Source organism: Chelatococcus sp. KU-N122, assembly GCF_055391085.1.
In genome coordinates, this window is the sequence record NZ_AP043981.1 from 8094381 (window position 1) to 8110667 (window position 16287).

A 16287-nucleotide genomic window follows, 5' to 3' on the forward strand; every position below is an offset into this window, starting at 1 on the left:
CAAAAGAAGCGCTCCAGATTCAAAAGGTTCTGAGCATTTCGCCATTGGATGGGTCCATCCAATGGCGAAATGCTCTAGGCGCCGGAGGGCTCGCGGTCGCGATGCAGGTGCCCCGGTTCGTCGCAGTGACCGGCGCGTCCGCCGAGGGATCCAGGCACAGGGACGGCATGACATGATCGAGGCATTCGGGGTTGGACCGGTCAAGGTCGAGATCGAAGATCGGGTGGCGATCGTCACCCTGCGCCGGGGGGACCGTCTGAATGCGCTGTCGGTCAAGGCGATCGAAGCGCTCCGCGAGGTCGCATACCGTCTGCGCGAAGACCCGTACACGACCGCCGTGGTGCTGACCGGCGACCCGGTCTTCTCGGCCGGGGCCGACCTCTCCGATCCCGAGCATCAGGCGCGCCGCGACGCGCCCCTGATGGAGAAGCGGGAGCTGCTGCGGCTGGCACCGACCACATGCGCCGCCTGGGAGGCCCTCGATCAGGTCACGATCGTCGCCATCGAGGGCTTCTGCCTCGGCGGCGCGCTAGCCCTCGCCGTGTCCTGCGACTTCCGCATCGCCGGCAAGGGAGCGCATGTCCGGCTGCCGGAAATTCCGCTCGGCTGGAACCTGAACTGGAACGCACAGCCCCGCATCCTCAACCTGATCGGGCCGTCGAGGGCCAAGCAGCTCATCATCTTCGGCGAGCGAGTCCATGCCGAGCAGGCGCTCCAGTGGGGGCTGATCGACGAGGTGACGGACGACGGCGAGGCGCTGGCCGGCGCCATGCGCTGGGCGCGGAAGGCGGCGGCCCTACCGCCCTTCGGCGTCCGCACGTCGAAGCGGACGATCACGGAGCAGGCAACGGCGCTCAACCGGCTGACCTGCCACATGGACAACGACCAGTACATCCTCGCCTCGATGACCGACGACAACCGGGAAGCGATTGCCGCCTTCTTCGAGAAGCGGCCTCCCGTCATCAGAGGCCGATAGGCCGCTCCGAGACCGGCAGGAACGGCGGACGGGCAGGAGAGCCCGCTGACGGATGCACGCCGCGGCGATTGGATCGCAGCGTATCGTCGGAGCGGCTTTCGCGCCTCGGCGCCGGTCGGCGAGCGACGTAATCGGTTTTCAGATCGCCTGGTCCGACGCCTGCGCGTGCGTCGCGGCCCCGGCGGCGCGGCGCCCCGATGAAAAGACGATGCCCTCGTAGCCCTTCGCCGCCACGTCGTTGATCCTGGATACGTACTTCGGCGCCCCGCCGTTGTAGACGAAGTAGCGGACCTTGCCGTGCTCATGGCCGGGGACATTGGAGTTGTACCCGGTGAACCATGATTTGGCTTTCCGCATGAGCATCATCGCGTACATGCTGGTCACATGGGCGGTCCAGCGCTCCTGCGCCTCGATCGTAGGCTCGGCGCGGACATCGCCGCGCTCGCGCATGTGATCGAGCATCGCCGTACACCAGTTGACGCCGGTTTCGATCCCACGCGGGTAGTTCGTCGACGCAGATCCGCTTTGTGGCCCGCCGGGCATGAGCAGGTTCGGGAAACCGTGTACGAGCATGCCGAGAAACGTCGACGGCCCGTCATTCCAGGCGTCACGCAACTTGATCCCGCCGACGCCCTGGATATCGATCCGGTCGTAGGCGCCGGTTATGGCGTCGAAGCCCGTGGCATAGACGATGATGTCGAACTCGTAGTCGCGCTCGGTGGTGCGCACGCCGGTCTCGGTGATCCGCTCGATCGGCGTCGTACTGATGTCCACCAGATGCACGTTGTCGCGGTTATAGGCCTCGAAGTAGCGCGTCTCCATCGGCACCCGCTGCACGCCGAAGCCATGATCGCGGGGGATGAGCTTCTCGGCGATCTCCGGATCCTTCACGCGCTGGCGAATCCGGTCGGCGATGTAGTCGGAGAACTCGGCGTTGGCCTTCTCGTCCGTGAAGATCTCGCGGAAGTTGCGCAGCCAGATGGCAAAGCCGGGCATCTCGTAGAGCCGGTCCCAGAGCGCCAGTCGCTCCTCGCGCGAGACCTCGTAGAAGCCGCGCCGGTCCGGCTCGTGCTCGAAGCCGCCGGGCGTACGCGCGCAGGTGGCGAAGATATCGTCGTAGCGGGAGCGGATCTCGGCCATCTCCGCCTCGGAGATCGGCCCGTTGTTCAGCGGCGCGGACCAGTTGGGCCGGCGTTGGAACACGGTGAGCTCGGCGACCTTGTCCGCAATCTCGCCGATGACCTGAATGCCCGTCGCGCCGGTGCCGATGACGGCGACGCGCTTGCCGGCCATCTCCACCGGTTCGCGCGGCCAGTGGTAGGTATGGAACGAGCGGCCCTTGAAGGTCTCCATGCCCTCCAGACGCGGCAGCGTCGGCGCCGACAGCAGGCCGAGGGCCATGACGACGAACCGGCTCGTCAGATGGCGTCCATCGCCAAGGGTCAGCTGCCACACGTCGTCGGCCTCGCTGAAGCGCATGGCCTCAACCGTGCAGTTGAACTGCATGTATTGGCGCAGGTCGAACTTGTCCGCCACATAGTTCAGGTAGCGAAGATTCTCCGGCTGGCCCGAAAACCGCTCCTTCCAGTGCCACTCGTTCAGCAGGTCCTTGGAGAACGAGTAGCCGTAGGTGTAGCTCTCCGAGTCGAAGCGGGCTCCGGGGTAGCGGTTCCAATACCAGGTCCCACCCAGGTCAGCGCCCGCTTCGAGCACCGTCGCGTCGATGCCGAGGTCGGCCAGCCGCTTGATCTGGTAGATGCCGGTCACGCCGGCGCCGATGACGATGACTTCGTAGTCCGGCTTGATCCTGCCCATCATGTGCCGTCCAGTTCCTGCTCGTTGGCGGAGGGGGCGGGCCAGCGGAGGCCGTGATCCGGGCCAAGCCCGCTGAGCGGGCCCCGGCGACGGTCTATCATCGAGCTTCCTCCACCCCGGCCGGATCGTGAGCGCCGATGCCACGGCAGTTCCGACCCATGCTCAGATCGTTGGTCCGTCCGAATGATGCGGACCGGGATATTTTTGTCAAATGCGGCTCGGCCACTAGTGTGGTGGATCTGAAGTTCCTGCCCCCCACGCGGCATCAATGTTCAGGAACTTCAGATCCATTAAACCACACTAGAATCATAGAGTTGCTAGTGTGGCTTAGGAATCCGAAATTCGCTCCCAGCGCTGCCCCGAGGTGGTGCGAATTTCGGATTCGCCACACTAGAGCGCTTTGCGATTAGGTGGACTCACCCAATCGCGAAAAAGCGCTCCAGATTCAAAAGACGATGAGCATTTCTCTGCCATTGGATGGGTCCATCCAATGGCGAAATGCTCTGGAGCATGTCCCGATCAGATGGGCTCATCTAATCGGGTCGAGATGCTTCAGGCGGGCTCAATCGCGCGCACGCTTCAGCTCACGACGAGGGCCGCCTCGGCGTTGCCCCCGCCCGCTTCGACTGCCCTCGTGCGACCGCGCTCGCGCTTCGCCGCTTCAGGTCAGCTCAAAGAGAGAGCTCCCACAGCCGTCGCGGCAGCCGATCAACGGCGCAGGGCCAGCAGCCGAACCTCGCGGCGCATCTTGGACATGATCCGGCGCGGCAGCGCCATAATGCGCCAGGAGGTGCTCTTCTCGATCTGACGCAGCCGGTCGAGCTCGCGCTGGATGTCGGGCGGCACGCCATCGCCGCCGTGCGCGTTGGCCTCGAAGAAATCCAGCAGGTAGCGGATCCTGGACACTGCGCCGCGAGGCAGCACGATATGCGCCTGATCGAGCTTGCCCAGGATCCGCTGGTAGTTGCCGTCCCATTCCGTCTGCGGATGGTCCGTCCTGGAGCTCTCGTCCTGCGTCCACCAGCGGTAGACCCCGGTGATCTCCTCGGCGGACGCGACGCCGACGACGGCCGCCGTCCGCATCAGGAAATCCCAATCCTCGGTGGTGGCGAGGCTCTCGTCGAAGCGGATGCCGAAGGAATGGAACGGCCCGCGGGGAAAGGCCAGGCCGACCGGCGGGGATTGGTTGCCGCGCAGGTGCGCCAGGAAATCGAACTTCTCCGGATAGCGGTCGAAGCCTCCTTCGGCCCGCAGCGCGCGACGCCCCCGGATGTCGACGTTGCGGACATCCTGGCGGACGGACGCGCTGCGCAGCACTTTTCCCGGCGCCTGTTGGGCCAGCCGCTTGAACGTCTCCACCCAATGGGCCAGCGGCGCATCATCGTCGTCGAGGATCGAGATATAGGCGCCCCGCGCCTGCTCGAAGCCGACGTTCAGGGGGTAGGTCCGGTTGCCCGTCTCCACGGCGATGTAGCGGATCCGTTGGCGCAGCCAGTCGGCCGTATCGGCGATGATGCGCGCGACGTCGAGCTGACGCTCGGGATCGAGCCTGTGGCCCAGCACCAGCACCTCGAAATCGGGATCGGTCTGCGCCGCGAGGCAGGTCAGAGCCTCCGTGAACGTGTGGAGTCGTGTCCCTTGCGTGCGCATGACGATGCTCAGGAACGGCCGCGCAAGCTCGTCCGCCCCGTCCCCCTCGGCTTCGACCGGGGCGGCCACGGCCGGACCGGGCACGCACAGCCGCACGAACCGGCTCACGTATTCGAAGCGATCGGCCCCGGTGCGAAGCTCATGCAGCAGGGCATGCAGTTCCGTCCCGGTGGCCAACGCCGGATGGCTCGACGGACAATGCTGCCCAGCCTGCGCCTTCTCCACGTCATGCCGGTCGATTTCGTGCAACCCCGCCGCAGCAAGCGAGACGCCGAGGGCGCGGTTGTCGAACAACCTGACATGGCTGCGGTCGAGAATGCCGCCGTCGGTGTAGTCCCACTGGCCGAAGGCGAGCTTGCGGCCCAGGTCGCCGTGGGCGACGTTGGGCGTGCTCACCACGACGTAGCAGTTGTGCGTCCTCGCCAGTCTCGCCACCGCGCCGAGGATCTCCTCGGCATTGGTCAGGCGCTCGATCGTGTCGAGCAGCGTGATCGAGCCGACCGCCCGCTCGCCGACGATCCGACAGAGCCCTTCATAGGTCTCGGCTTCGCCCGAGAGCGCCAGCCCATGGGTCTCGAAGCCTCGTTCCTTCAAGCCCTGCAAGGCTTCGGCATCGCGATCGATGCCGACATAATGCAGCCCGAGCCAGGACGTGAGGGGCTCGGCCAACGGCCCGCGGCCGCAGCCGATGTCCAGGTGCAATGTCCCCGACTGCTTGGCGATCTTCCGCGCCAGCAATTCCAGGGCATGGCCGCAGACGCTGTCCGCATCGGGCGCGTAGTCAGACATGGGAGCCGCTCGGTTCATAGCAGCGCGAACCTATGCTTGGCATACACGTCCCCGACGAATTGTCCGACCTTGTGCGCCGGGTCCAATGGAGCGGGAAGCGTCCCAGCGTCGCGCCGGCTGATGAACACGGAATAGGCTTTCTGGTGGTCACCGTGGGGACTGACGGCAAACTGATGGAGCAGCTTCTCAAGCACGTCAGCTCTCGACCATTTGTGGGCCATGAACAAGGCGGCCTCCGCCGAATAGTAGCGCTCGGCGGCGCTGGGCAGCCATTTCGCGTCGATCGACAACCTCTTGTCGTGAAAGACGACCGCCGACGGCTGGTGGATGACCTTGAACCCGGCCAGCTTGACGCGCCAGGAAAGGTCGACATCGTCGCAGTACATGAAGAATGAATCGGCGTCGAACCCGCCGATCGACTTGAACAGACGTGCCGGGATGAGTAGGCAGGCACCCATGGCCCAGGACGTCTCTCCGGTCTTCGGATCGTAATCCTTGGGATGCTCCACCGGAAGCTGCTTGGCTTCGGCTATTCCCACGCCGGCCAGCCTGAGCGGCTCGACGAGGGTTTCCAGCATGCGCGGCGAGGCGATCACATCCGGGTTCTGGATGAAGAGGAGGTCGGCGGCATTGATCGCCGCCAAGTCGTTCTGGCCGCCGGCCGACCCGCGGTTGGCCCCGAACGAGCGGTAGGTGATCTCCAGCACGCGGCCGAACTCGTCCCGGAGGCTCGCAACCTCGGCGTCCGACAGACAAGGCAGCGACGAGCTGTCGCCCAGATGGAGGGCCACGGACGTCAAGACACCGCTCGCCATGCCGAGTTCCGCCGAGCGCGCCAGGCTCGTCGCGGTACGCTTCACCTCGGCATAGCTCGTGTTGTAAAGTACGGTCTGCGCTCCCACCGAGACCGGGCCGGAGACGAACGGAACCGCCGCCGATAACCGCGGATGACCAACCGAACTTTTGTCCTCAACCATCACACGTCCATCGACTAAGGCCGAAACAGGGCTTCTTCATCCTATCCTCCTGCCCTCCCGGGCAACAGGACACTCTCGAACCGAGCCGTCAGCTCGCCTGGGTGGGGCCCCAAAATTCCGCTTGAGGCGAAGAACGCTCAAGGACGGCCTCCGCCTGCCGGCACGGTGGCGCTCCATGGCCCGACCGCCTCGCGCCCGCCACCATCCCTTACACCCCGGCCCTCCATGCGGCGCGAGCGCCCAACAGTTGCATAGCCATCGGTTAACTTAGGGTTGGCGCCATCCGACGCTCCATGGACGAGCGCCGCGAGATGCCGCCCGGCCGAGGGCCCGACGCAAGCCCGTCAGCGAAGGCCAACCCACCCGCTCAGTTGATGGACGCCGACGGCGGGCAGCCTCTAACACAACGGAATTGCGGCGGAAACACCGGAGTCGCCACCTTCACGGGATTGGCAGCCGGCTCACATCGACGACCCAAGGCGGCCGACGAGGCTCCGTAGCCCGTTTCATGCGCTTCTATGAGCTGCCGGCGACCATTGGTATAACGGCCTCCCGACGCCCTGCGCCACTCTGCACGGAGCAGATTCGTCGAGCACCACGCCAAAGCGGGTGGCCGCCCGCGCACCTTCGTTCAGCCACGCACATCCGCCGAGGAGCCGCCATGTCCGCAGGAATCGTCGTCGTGGGGACCGGCCAAGCCGGCGTTCAAGCTGCGGTGTCCCTGCGCGACGAAGGCTACGACGGCCGCATCGTCCTGATCGGCGACGAAAGCGACCTGCCCTACCAACGGCCGCCGCTGTCCAAGGGCTATCTCACCGGCAAGGTCTCCGACGAGCAGCTGATGCTGCGGCCCGAGGCCTTCTTTGCCAACCGAAGGATCGAGCTCCTGACCGGCGAGGCCGTGATGGCGGTGGACGCCGCAGCCAAAACCGTGCGGTCGGCCGCGGGACGGAGCTTCGCCTACGATCACCTGATCCTGGCGGTCGGCGCGCGCAACCGGCCTCTCCCTATCCCCGGAGCCGAGCTCGACGGCGTCGCCTATCTGCGCACACGGGAGGATGCCCTCGTCGTCCGCGCGCATCTGGCGACGGCCCGCGACGTGATCATCGTCGGCGGCGGCTTCATCGGCCTCGAGCTGGCGGCGGTCGCCCGCAGCGGCGGCGCCAACGTCCACATCCTGGAGGCCGCGCCGCGGCTGATGGGACGCGCCGTCACGCCGGAAACGTCGCTGTTCTTTGCGGACGCGCACACCAAGCGGGGGGCGAGGATCCTGCTCGGCGTCAGCGCGGCGGCCTTCCATGGAACGGACGGCCGCGTCGGCGAGGTCGAGACCGCCGACGGCGAACGCCTGAAGGCCGATCTGGTCCTGGTGGGAATCGGCGTGATCCCGAACGTCGAACTGGCGCAGGCGGCCGGGCTCGAGATCGGCAACGGCATCGTCGTCGACCCGTATCTGACCACCTCCGACCCCGCCATTTCCGCAATCGGCGATTGTGCCAGCTTTCCCAGCCCCTATGCAGACCAGCCGGTGCGGCTGGAATCGGTCCAGAACGGTGTCGATCAGGCCCGCTGCGTCGCCAGGAAGCTCACCGGCAAGCCCGCAGCCTACGCCAGCGTGCCGTGGTTCTGGAGCGACCAGTACGACTATAAGCTGCAGATGGTGGGTCTGACGGGCGGCTACGACACGGTGGTGCGACGCGGCGATCCGGCCGAAGGCAAGTTCGCCGTGTTCTGCTTTCGCGAGGGCCATCTCCTCGGCATCGAGACGGTCAACCGACCGGCCGAGCATATGCACGGCCGCCGCATCCTGGAGGGTAAGCTGCCGCTGAGCCCCGCCCAGGCGAGCGATCCGAGCTTCGACCTCAAGAGCCTGAGCGCGCCGCGCCCGGCCGCCTAGCGTCCTTCGCGAGCGGGTGGCCTCACCCAACCGCCAAGGACGTGCTTCACCTTCAAGAAGTGACGAGCATTTCTTTGCCGTTGAATGCCCCCGTCCAATGGCGAAATGCCTAGAATAGCGATTCCGAAATCCCCTCGGACGGTCGGCCTATCTCTTTATTTCTGGAGTCCGACTTCAACTCGCGAAGCAGTCTCCGGTCGACGGAGCCGGCACTCAAGAAGGCTTTCCGATCGCCGGCACCGACAACGCTGCGGGGAAGGTGCCGACGGTGTTTCGGGACGATGCCTGCGCGCTGGCGCCTCTGCCGGCGCTGGACGAAGGCAGGCCAAATCAGGGCTTTTCCGACACGACGACGCTGCTGCTTCCCGACACGGCCCTGCTGATTGCCAGGGCGCCCGTCGACGCCAGCGGCATGGGGGCGACGCACGAAGGTCCATAGCAGCAGATTCTGTACGTGATCGGCGGCGCCGGGGCGCCGCACCTCGTCGGCAAGGTCACGCGCACGGTCAAGCACAAGCCGGACAATGTGATCCTGCGCCAGCCCAAGACGCGCCGCGGCTGGACGACCGACGGCGCCGCCGCGCTCGGGTCGCTGGGCGTGGACCCGCCTGCGCCACGCCCCCCGTGGTGGGCGACGCGGGGTGCGGACGCGTCTGGCCCATCCCGCCCGGCGCCGGCAGCCGCGCGTGTCCCGCCTCCGCATCATGGAACGTCAGAGCTGACCGTGGTGTCCCGAGGACACGCGCGTCACGGCGGTGCGCACGCTCGCGGCAAGGCCGCACAGCGCGACCCTCGGCTGCGCCGAATGAGCCGCGGTGACGCGTGGAACCGAAGGCGAAGGAACGGCAGCGCCGCCAGCCGTGTCGAGCGCCGCAAGAGCCGGCCTGGTGCTCGTCAGGCTCCCCATCGGGGACGGCCCGGCGACGGCTCCGATCGCGAAGATGATCAGGACACTGCCGATCACGGCCGCGTCGAAGGCGATCCTCGACCGGGCCAGGGTGAGGCGCTCGGTGGGCTCGCTCCAGGTGGCAAACGCTTCTTCGTCACGCAGCAGCGGATCCTGCAAATGCAACGGCAAGTCTCGGTCTTCGGGTCGCTTGCTCGGGGGGCTCATGGCCAATCTCCATTTGCGCTTGCCCCCACGCTAGCCAGGCCCCGTCGCAGAACTGTGCCGTGAGCCCCCTGAGTTTGTCGAAAAGTGTCTCAACCCGCGCGGCGCCCGGGCTCGCGCCTCACGGCCGCACGCCGGGCGTCTCCAGGGCCATGCTGCGAGCGCGCGCCATGAGGTAGAGTTCCAGATCCACGAGCTCCGGTGCGCCGAACGGATAGGGTTCCGCCCGGACGCCCGCCATGCAGTTGCGCAGCCGCCGCTGCAGCGATCCAACCGACTGCCACTCCAGCCGGTAGAGCGGATAGGCAGTCGGATGCGCCTGCGGGATGACGCTGCCGCCCAGTCGCTGCCCCCAGCGCGCGTCGTGACAGGCGGCACAGGACAGGTCGAGCTGGCCGATGCGGCGGCGGTACAGCGCGCGGCCGGCATCGCGGAACGGCGTGAGCCGCGGATCCTGGGGCGGAGCGATGGCCATGCCGCGGGACTGGTAGGCGACGTAGGCCGTCAGCGCCAGCAACTCGCGGCTTTCCGGCGCGAACGGCGGCACCGCCTGATGCGTCTGGCGGCAGAGGTTGATACGGCCGGCGAGGTCGACGGGGCGGCCGGTCGCCTCCGCGATGGCGGGATAGTGGGCCGCCACGCCACGCATGCTCTGGGTTGCGTCGCCGTGACAGGTTGTGCACGCCCGTCCGCCGGCGCTCTCCGGCTTGCGCCACAGCTGCTCGCCGTCGGCAACCCACAGCATGGCCGGATTGCTCATGTCATCCGCCTGCATGGCGCGGTTCTCCGGCGTCATGAAGTCGGCGCCGGACCGTCGGTCGGCGGGCGCCATCTCGGCGACGCACGGGACTGCGAGGCCGAGCAGCAGCAGGACGATGACGGCGGGCGCCGGCCACCGCCGCCCCATCAGGTCACCGTGATCTCGGCCGTGGCCTGCTGCACGGTGCCGTCGTCGCCGAACCAAGAGAAGGCGATGACGCCGCTCGTCGTCGCCGTGGTCGTGAACGCCACGAACGGATTGGCCGCGATTGCCGGAAACAGCGCAGCCGAGAAGATCTCCTCGCCGTCGTAGCTGCAGACGAAGCGATGGATGATGTTCCGTGCGATCGGCGCGCCCGCGGCGTCGGTGCGGTAGCCGGTCTCCATGACGTGGGCCACCATGGCGCGGATCTCGATGATCTCGCCGCGGCGGGCCGAGGCGGGCACGCTGACCAGCGCCCGCGTCACGACAGGTCCTCGATGCAGGCGGCCAGCGTCACGATCACGCTGGCGTCGCTCGACCAGAAACTGCCGTCGCTCATCTCGACCACGGCGGCGACCGTCTGCGAGGTGGCCAGGCGAATGCGGGTCGACACCTGCGCCCGGCCGGCCCGCGGCCAGAGCCGGAAGACGGCGACGTCGGCCTGCGGGTTCTTCTCGTTGAACAGCCCGATGCGCGTGACGTGGTCCGCCTTGGTCATCGGGCTCTCCGCCGTCACCGTGACGCCGACCGCATTGCCGTTCTCCACCAGCGGCGGAATGGCGAGACGGACCCGCCCGGCGTTGACGGCGGCCCCGCCGGTGAACGCCCGGATGGCCTCGCCGAGCGACGGGCGCGCCCGGGCGGCGCTCGGCAGCGCCACGCTGAAGATGCAGAGGGCGCCCGCGAACAGCACCTCCCGGCGCCGCACCGGGCCGACGGAGGGCTGTGCCCGGACCTCATGAAGCATGGCTCACTCCTGCAACGTGACGAGGAAGGCGACGATGTCCTCGATCTCCCCGGCGGTCAGCACCGGCTGGCCGCGATACGCCGCGGCGACCCGTTGGAGGTCGTCGGTGCGGTGGTTCGAAGGCATGATGGTGGCCGGATCGAGTCGTTTCATGTCGACAACGCGCAGCCGTATCTGGCCCTCGCTCAGGCGGCGGCCGACGCCGCCGAGGCCCGGGGCCAGCGTGCCCTGGGCATGGGGCTCGGGGAACGGCCCGGAATGGCAGAGCAGGCAGAGGCTCCGGTGCCGGTCCAGCAGCAGGCGCTCGCCGCGCGCCGCATCGCCAGCCTCGCCCGTCAACGGTCGTGCGATCGCATCGCCGACGACCTGGAACGGCCGTAGCGCCCCCTCGGCGTGCGCCTGCCCCGTCACGGCGAGCAGCACCAGGGTCGTGAGCCAGGCCGGGCAGCTCATCCGAAGACCCCGTCGGTGATGGTGCGGAACCACGCCATGGCGTAGGTCGCCTCGACCGCACGGAAGGACGGCGGGGCATTGAGCGGGCTCACACCGCCTGCCCCCTCGACCTCCGTCAGCAACCCGTTGCGGGGCTGGTAGACGCCGGCGATGGAGATGCCGTAGTCGGGCGCGACCAGGCTGTAGCAGGTGTTGATCAGCTTCGGCTCGTCCGGCTCGCGCCCCAGCACGAGCGCGGCGACCGCATGGGCGCAGGCCTTCGCCTGGCCGTCGGCGGCGAAGGCGGACTTCGGCATGGCGCCGGCGATCGCCGCATCGCCGATGACGTGGATGTTGGGCCGGAGGCGGGACTCGAAGGTGACGGGATCGATCGGGCACCAGCCGGTCCGGTCGGCGACGCCCGCCGCGACGGCGATGGCGGCGGCGCGCTGCGGCGGGATGACGTTGGCAACGGCGGCGCGGTGGCTGCCGAACTCAGTGGTCAGCGTCTTCGTCGCCGCGTCCACCGCGGTCACGCGCCCGCCTCCCGAGAGCGGTACCCATTCGATCAGGCCGGGATAGAGCTCCGTCCACGCCGCCTGGAACAGGCGCTGCTTGGAGAAGGCGTCCTTGGCGTCCAGGATGATCAGCTTGGAGCGCGGCTTGCGCGCCTTGAGGTAGTAGGCGATCAGGCTCGCCCGCTCGTAGGGCCCCGGCGGGCAGCGGAAGGGATTTGCGGGTGCCGCGATGACGACGAGGCCGCCGTCCTCCATCGCCTCCAGCTGCCGGCGCAGCAGCAGCGTCTGCTCGCCGGCCTTCCAGGCGTGGGGCATCACGCCGGTCGCAGCGGCGTCGTAGCCGGGGATGGCGCCGAGATCGAGGTCGATGCCCGGCGCCAGCACCAGCCGCGCATAGTCCAGGCTCGACCCGTCGTCGAGCCGTACGCGCCGCGCCTCGTCATCGACGGCGGCGACGCTCCCTGCGACCACCTCCACGCCGGCCCGGCGCAGCCCGTCATAGCCGAACTGCTGCGTGTCCATGTCGCGCAAGCCGGCAACCACCGCATTGCTGAACGGGCAGGCCGTGTAGCGGGCATTCGGCTCGATCAGCGTCACCGCCATGCCGCCGGGCTCGCGCTTGAGCGCGCGGGCGCAGCTCGCGCCGGCAAAGCCGCCGCCGACAACGACGATATGGCTGCCGGCTTGAGCCCGCACGTGGGGAGCGGCAAGCGCTCCGGCGCCGGCCGCGGCCAGGCCGGTCAGCACCGCCCTACGGCTGGGGCGGGCGCGGTGCGTCGCCGGGCGTCGCCGTGACCCACGCGGCGATGGCGTGAATTTCCTCATCCGAATAGCCCTTGGCGATGCGGTCCATCACGGTTGCCGGCCGCTCGCCGCTGCGGAAGGCGAGCATGGCGGCGGCGACGTCGGCGGGCGGCCGGCCGCGCAGGCCCGGCACCGGGCCGGTCGATGCCGGCGCGTGGCACCCGGCGCAGGCGGTCGCATCGGCGGGGTGGGCCGTCCTGGCGGCTGCGGGCGCGGCGGCCCAGAGCAGCGCAGCGACAGCCAGGCCGCCGCGCGACGCCCGGGCCGCCAGCCCGCCGCGATGCCCGTCCTCGCTCACGCCAGCTTGTGGTTCTTGAGCGGCAGGTCGCGGATGCGCTTGCCGGTTGCGGCGAAGACGGCGTTCATCACGGCCGGCGCGGCGACCGCGATGGTCGGCTCGCCGACGCCGCCCCAGAAGCCGCCGCTCGGCATGATGATCGTCTCGACGGCCGGCATCTCCGCCAGGCGAAGCACGTCGTAGCTGTCGAAATTCTCCTGCTCCATGCGGCCGCCCTTCACCGTGCACTCGCCGTAGAGGCAGGCTGACAGGCCGTAGACGAACGACCCCTCCACCTGCCGCTCGACCTGGGCCGGGTTGACCACGTGGCCGGCGTCGGTGGCGGCGACGATGCGATGGATCTTCAACCGGCCGCCGGTCACCGACACCTCGGCCGCAGCCGCGACGTAGCTGCCGAAGCCCATGATCTGGGCGATGCCGCGGTGCACGCCCTCCGGCGGCTTGGTCTGCCAGCCGATGCGCTCGGCCACCGCCTCCAGCACCGCCAGGTGCTTGGGGTGCTTGGCCATCAGCTTGCGCCGGAAGGCAAGCGGATCCTGCCCGGCCGCGTGGGCGAGCTCGTCCATGAAGCTCTCCACGTAGAAGGCGTTCTGGTTCAGGTTGACGCCGCGCCAGAACCCCGGCGGAATGGGCGGGTTGCGCATGGCATGGTCGATCAGCAGGTCGGGCACCGCGTAGCCGAGCGCTCCTTCCGGACCGCCGCCGTTGAGGCCCTGGAACACCACCGGGTCCTTGCCGCCCTGCATACCCTCCGGGCGCACCGCGGCCAGGATCGATTGCCCCGAGATGCGCATGTGCAGGGCCGTGAGGTTGCCCTCCGTGTCGAGCACGCCTGTCATCCTGCACTGGGTCGTCGGGTGATAGGCCCCGTGCAGCATGTCCTCTTCACGCGACCAGATCAGCTTGACCGGCGTGCCGGGCAGCTCTTTGGCGATGCTGACCGCCTGGCGCACGTAATCCTGGAAATTGCCGCGCCGGCCGAAGCCGCCGCCCAGGTGGATCTTGTAGACCTCGCAGTTGCCGATCGGCAGCCCCGCGGCTTCCGCCACCGCCGCCAGGCTGGCCTCGCCGTTCTGCGTCGGCACCCACACCTCGCACTTCTGCGGCGTGTAGAGCGCCGTCGCATTCATCGGCTCCATGGTGGCGTGGTTCTGGTAGGGGAAGGCGTAGGATGCGGTGACGAGCGTGGCGCCGCCGGCGGCGATCGCCCGCTTGGCATTGCCGACCTCGGTGCCGATGAAGGCGTCGTCGGCATCGAAGCCCTTGCGCAGGGTGTCGGCGATGGAGGCGCTCGAGACCCCCGTGTTGGGGCCTTCGTCCCAGACGATCGGCAGTGCGTCGAGGGCGGTCTTGGCCCGCCACCAGGTGTCGGCGACGACCGCCACGGCGGTGTCGTCGACCTTCACCACCTTGCGCACGCCGGGCATCTGGGCCACGGCCGCAGCGTCGAAGCTCGCCAGCCGGCCGCCGAAGACCGGACAAGCCTTGACCGCGGCGTTGAGCAGGCCCGGCATGGTCAGATCGATGCCGTAGACCTGCTTGCCCGTGAGCTTGTCGGCCGTGTCGAGCCGTGGCAGCGGCTTGCCCACGATCGTCCAGTCCTTGGGATCCTTGAGCTTGACGTCCGCCGGCACCGGCAGGCGGGCCGCCGCCTCCGCCACCCGGCCGTAGGTGGTGGAACGGCCGCTCGCCGCGTGCGTGATCACGCCCTTGGCGGCGGTGCATTGGGCCGCCGGCACGCCCCATTGCTGGGCCGCCGCGGCGATCAGCATCTCGCGTGCCGCGGCGCCGCCCTTGCGGACGTAGTCCTGGGACTCGCGGATGCCGCGGCTGCCGCCGGTCGAAAAGCTGCCCCAGACGCGGTTGCGGGCAAGATTCTCGCCCGGCGTCGGGTAGTCCGTGGTGACCCTGGACCAGTCGCACTGGAGCTCCTCGGCGACCAGCTGGGCAAGCCCGGTCAAGGTGCCCTGCCCCATCTCCGAGCGCGCGATGCGGATCACCACCGTCTCGTCGGGCTTGACCACCACCCAGGCGTTGACTTCGGGCTGCCGCTCGGCCGCCATGGCGTCCGCCGTCAGCGGCAGGCGCATCCCGAGCGACAGGCCGCCGACGGCGGCGGCCGACCCGACGATGAAGTGGCGCCGGGACAGATCGGTGTGGACGGTCATGGCGCGTCTCCTCAGCCGTTCTGCGTCGGGCCGCCGGCCGCCGCCTGCTTGATGGCGGCGCGCACGCGGTTGTAGGTGCCGCAGCGGCAGATATTGGTGATCTCGGCATCGATGTCGGCGTCGGTGGGCTTGGGGTTCTGTGCCAGCAGCGACGCCGCCGCCATCAGCATGCCGGACTGGCAGTAGCCGCATTGCGGCACGTCCAGCGCGAGCCACGCCTTCTGCAGCGGATGCGACCCGTCGGGCGACAGCCCTTCGATGGTCACGATGCGCTGGTCCGGCCCGAGCGCGCTGATCGGCAGGGTGCAGGAGCGCGTGGCGACGCCGTCGACATGCACCGTGCAGGCGCCGCAGGCGGCGATGCCGCAGCCGTACTTGGTGCCGGTCAAGCCGACCTGCTCGCGCAGCACCCACAGGAGCGGCGTGTCGGGATCGGCGTCGACCTCGCGCACGGCGGCGTTGATGGTCAATCGGGCCATAGCGATGTCCTTTCGGGGCGGGTTGCTCAATTGGCGGTGGGCAGGCCGCGCAGATAGGCGATGACGGCCTGGCGCTGGCCGGCATCGGCGAGGCCGATGGTCATGCTGGTGCCGGGAACCACCTGCCGCGGATTGGCGAGATAGTGCTCGAGCGTCTGCTCGTCCCAGGTCAGCTGCGAGCCGCGCATCGCAGCGGAATAGCGCGCCCCCTCCACGCTCGCCGCCTTGCGGCCGACGACGCCGGCGAGCGGCGGGCCGATCCGGCTTGGCCCGGGTTCGAGCCCGTGGCAGGAGCCGCAGCGGGTTCGAAAGAGCTGTTCGCCGTCGGGCGAGGCGCCTTGTGCCAAGGCAGGAGATGAGGCGCCGGCGGGCGCCAGGACTACGAGCAGAGCGATCGTCTGCTGGGCCATGCAGGACTCCCTGTGTCGATGCGGTTGGCCGCCCCAGCCGTTGCCACCCGCCGATGCCCCGCCCATGGTCGGGGGGCGAAGCCTTCGTATGAACGCAAGCATGAGCGGCAGCTGTCGCAGAACTGTGCCGGGGTGCGGACGGATTGTCGGCGCTCCCCCGCCGCCCCGGGCCCGTCGATCGCGTTCCGCGGCAAGGCATCGCGCCGCGCGCACGGCAGGCTGGCTCCTCTTGTCGTTGCCACAGTTCGTTACAC

Annotated in this window: 16 protein-coding genes; 3 read left to right on the top strand and 13 right to left on the bottom strand. The window is 68.7% G+C overall.

Annotation, left to right across the window (positions count from 1 at the left end; genetic code table 11):
- Positions 1-172: 172 nt before the first annotated feature.
- Complete coding sequence (locus ACZ5PO_RS36530; protein ID WP_464187744.1) at positions 173-976, top strand: enoyl-CoA hydratase/isomerase family protein; 804 nt, start codon at positions 173-175, stop codon at positions 974-976.
- 138 nt (positions 977-1114) lie between these two features.
- Here the strand turns inward: ACZ5PO_RS36530 and ACZ5PO_RS36535 are convergent, their stop codons facing one another.
- From ACZ5PO_RS36535 to ACZ5PO_RS36545, 3 genes are all read right to left on the bottom strand, one after another.
- Positions 1115-2794, bottom strand: coding sequence for a flavin-containing monooxygenase (locus tag ACZ5PO_RS36535; RefSeq protein WP_464187746.1), 1680 nt, complete (start codon positions 2792-2794; stop codon positions 1115-1117).
- A gap of 705 nt (positions 2795-3499) precedes the next feature.
- Positions 3500-5230 carry a methyltransferase domain-containing protein gene (locus ACZ5PO_RS36540; RefSeq protein ID WP_464187748.1) on the bottom strand — a complete coding sequence of 577 codons (1731 nt, stop codon included), beginning with the start codon at positions 5228-5230 and terminating at the stop codon, positions 3500-3502.
- Positions 5231-5244: 14 nt separating this feature from the next.
- Positions 5245-6207, bottom strand: a complete 963-nt coding sequence (locus ACZ5PO_RS36545) for a glycosyltransferase family protein (RefSeq protein ID WP_464197182.1) — start codon at positions 6205-6207, stop codon at positions 5245-5247.
- A 661-nt stretch (positions 6208-6868) separates the two neighbouring features.
- Here ACZ5PO_RS36545 and ACZ5PO_RS36550 point away from each other — a divergent pair.
- A complete protein-coding gene (locus ACZ5PO_RS36550) occupies positions 6869-8104 on the top strand; it encodes an NAD(P)/FAD-dependent oxidoreductase (protein WP_464187750.1) in 1236 nt (411 codons plus the stop codon).
- Positions 8105-8372: 268 nt separating this feature from the next.
- Positions 8373-8543 carry a hypothetical protein gene (locus tag ACZ5PO_RS36555; protein WP_464187752.1) on the top strand — a complete coding sequence of 57 codons (171 nt, stop codon included), beginning with the start codon at positions 8373-8375 and terminating at the stop codon, positions 8541-8543.
- Positions 8544-8816: 273 nt separating this feature from the next.
- Here ACZ5PO_RS36555 and ACZ5PO_RS36560 read toward each other — a convergent pair whose 3' ends face one another.
- The 10 genes from ACZ5PO_RS36560 to ACZ5PO_RS36605 all read right to left on the bottom strand — a co-directional run bounded on the left by ACZ5PO_RS36560 (position 8817) and on the right by ACZ5PO_RS36605 (position 16033).
- Positions 8817-9170: a hypothetical protein gene (locus tag ACZ5PO_RS36560; RefSeq protein ID WP_464187754.1), complete on the bottom strand. Its 354-nt coding sequence runs from the start codon at positions 9168-9170 to the stop codon at positions 8817-8819.
- Positions 9171-9336: 166 nt separating this feature from the next.
- On the bottom strand, positions 9337-10122 hold the full coding sequence (gene soxA, locus ACZ5PO_RS36565) for a sulfur oxidation c-type cytochrome SoxA (RefSeq protein WP_464187756.1): 786 nt from the start codon (positions 10120-10122) through the stop codon (positions 9337-9339).
- The gene (gene soxZ, locus ACZ5PO_RS36570; RefSeq protein ID WP_464187758.1) at positions 10122-10442 is read right to left on the bottom strand and encodes a thiosulfate oxidation carrier complex protein SoxZ; all 321 of its coding nucleotides are present in this window, start codon (positions 10440-10442) and stop codon (positions 10122-10124) included. The genes soxA and soxZ overlap by 1 nt, the downstream gene beginning before the upstream one ends.
- Positions 10439-10924, bottom strand: coding sequence for a SoxY-related AACIE arm protein (locus tag ACZ5PO_RS36575; RefSeq protein ID WP_464187760.1), 486 nt, complete (start codon positions 10922-10924; stop codon positions 10439-10441). Before ACZ5PO_RS36575 ends, soxZ begins: the two co-directional genes overlap by 4 nt.
- 3 nt (positions 10925-10927) lie before the next feature.
- Positions 10928-11377, bottom strand: a complete 450-nt coding sequence (locus ACZ5PO_RS36580) for a cytochrome c family protein (RefSeq protein ID WP_464187761.1) — start codon at positions 11375-11377, stop codon at positions 10928-10930.
- A complete protein-coding gene (locus ACZ5PO_RS36585) occupies positions 11374-12621 on the bottom strand; it encodes an FCSD flavin-binding domain-containing protein (protein ID WP_464187763.1) in 1248 nt (415 codons plus the stop codon). Before ACZ5PO_RS36585 ends, ACZ5PO_RS36580 begins: the two co-directional genes overlap by 4 nt.
- A 4-nt stretch (positions 12622-12625) precedes the next feature.
- A complete protein-coding gene (locus tag ACZ5PO_RS36590; RefSeq protein ID WP_464187765.1) occupies positions 12626-12976 on the bottom strand; it encodes a c-type cytochrome in 351 nt (116 codons plus the stop codon).
- Complete coding sequence (locus ACZ5PO_RS36595) at positions 12973-15144, bottom strand: xanthine dehydrogenase family protein molybdopterin-binding subunit (protein ID WP_464187767.1); 2172 nt, start codon at positions 15142-15144, stop codon at positions 12973-12975. The genes ACZ5PO_RS36590 and ACZ5PO_RS36595 overlap by 4 nt, the downstream gene beginning before the upstream one ends.
- An 11-nt stretch (positions 15145-15155) precedes the next feature.
- A complete protein-coding gene (locus ACZ5PO_RS36600) occupies positions 15156-15623 on the bottom strand; it encodes a (2Fe-2S)-binding protein (protein ID WP_464187769.1) in 468 nt (155 codons plus the stop codon).
- Between the two features lie 26 nt (positions 15624-15649).
- Positions 15650-16033: a c-type cytochrome gene (locus ACZ5PO_RS36605; protein ID WP_464187771.1), complete on the bottom strand. Its 384-nt coding sequence runs from the start codon at positions 16031-16033 to the stop codon at positions 15650-15652.
- Positions 16034-16287: the final 254 nt, after the last annotated feature.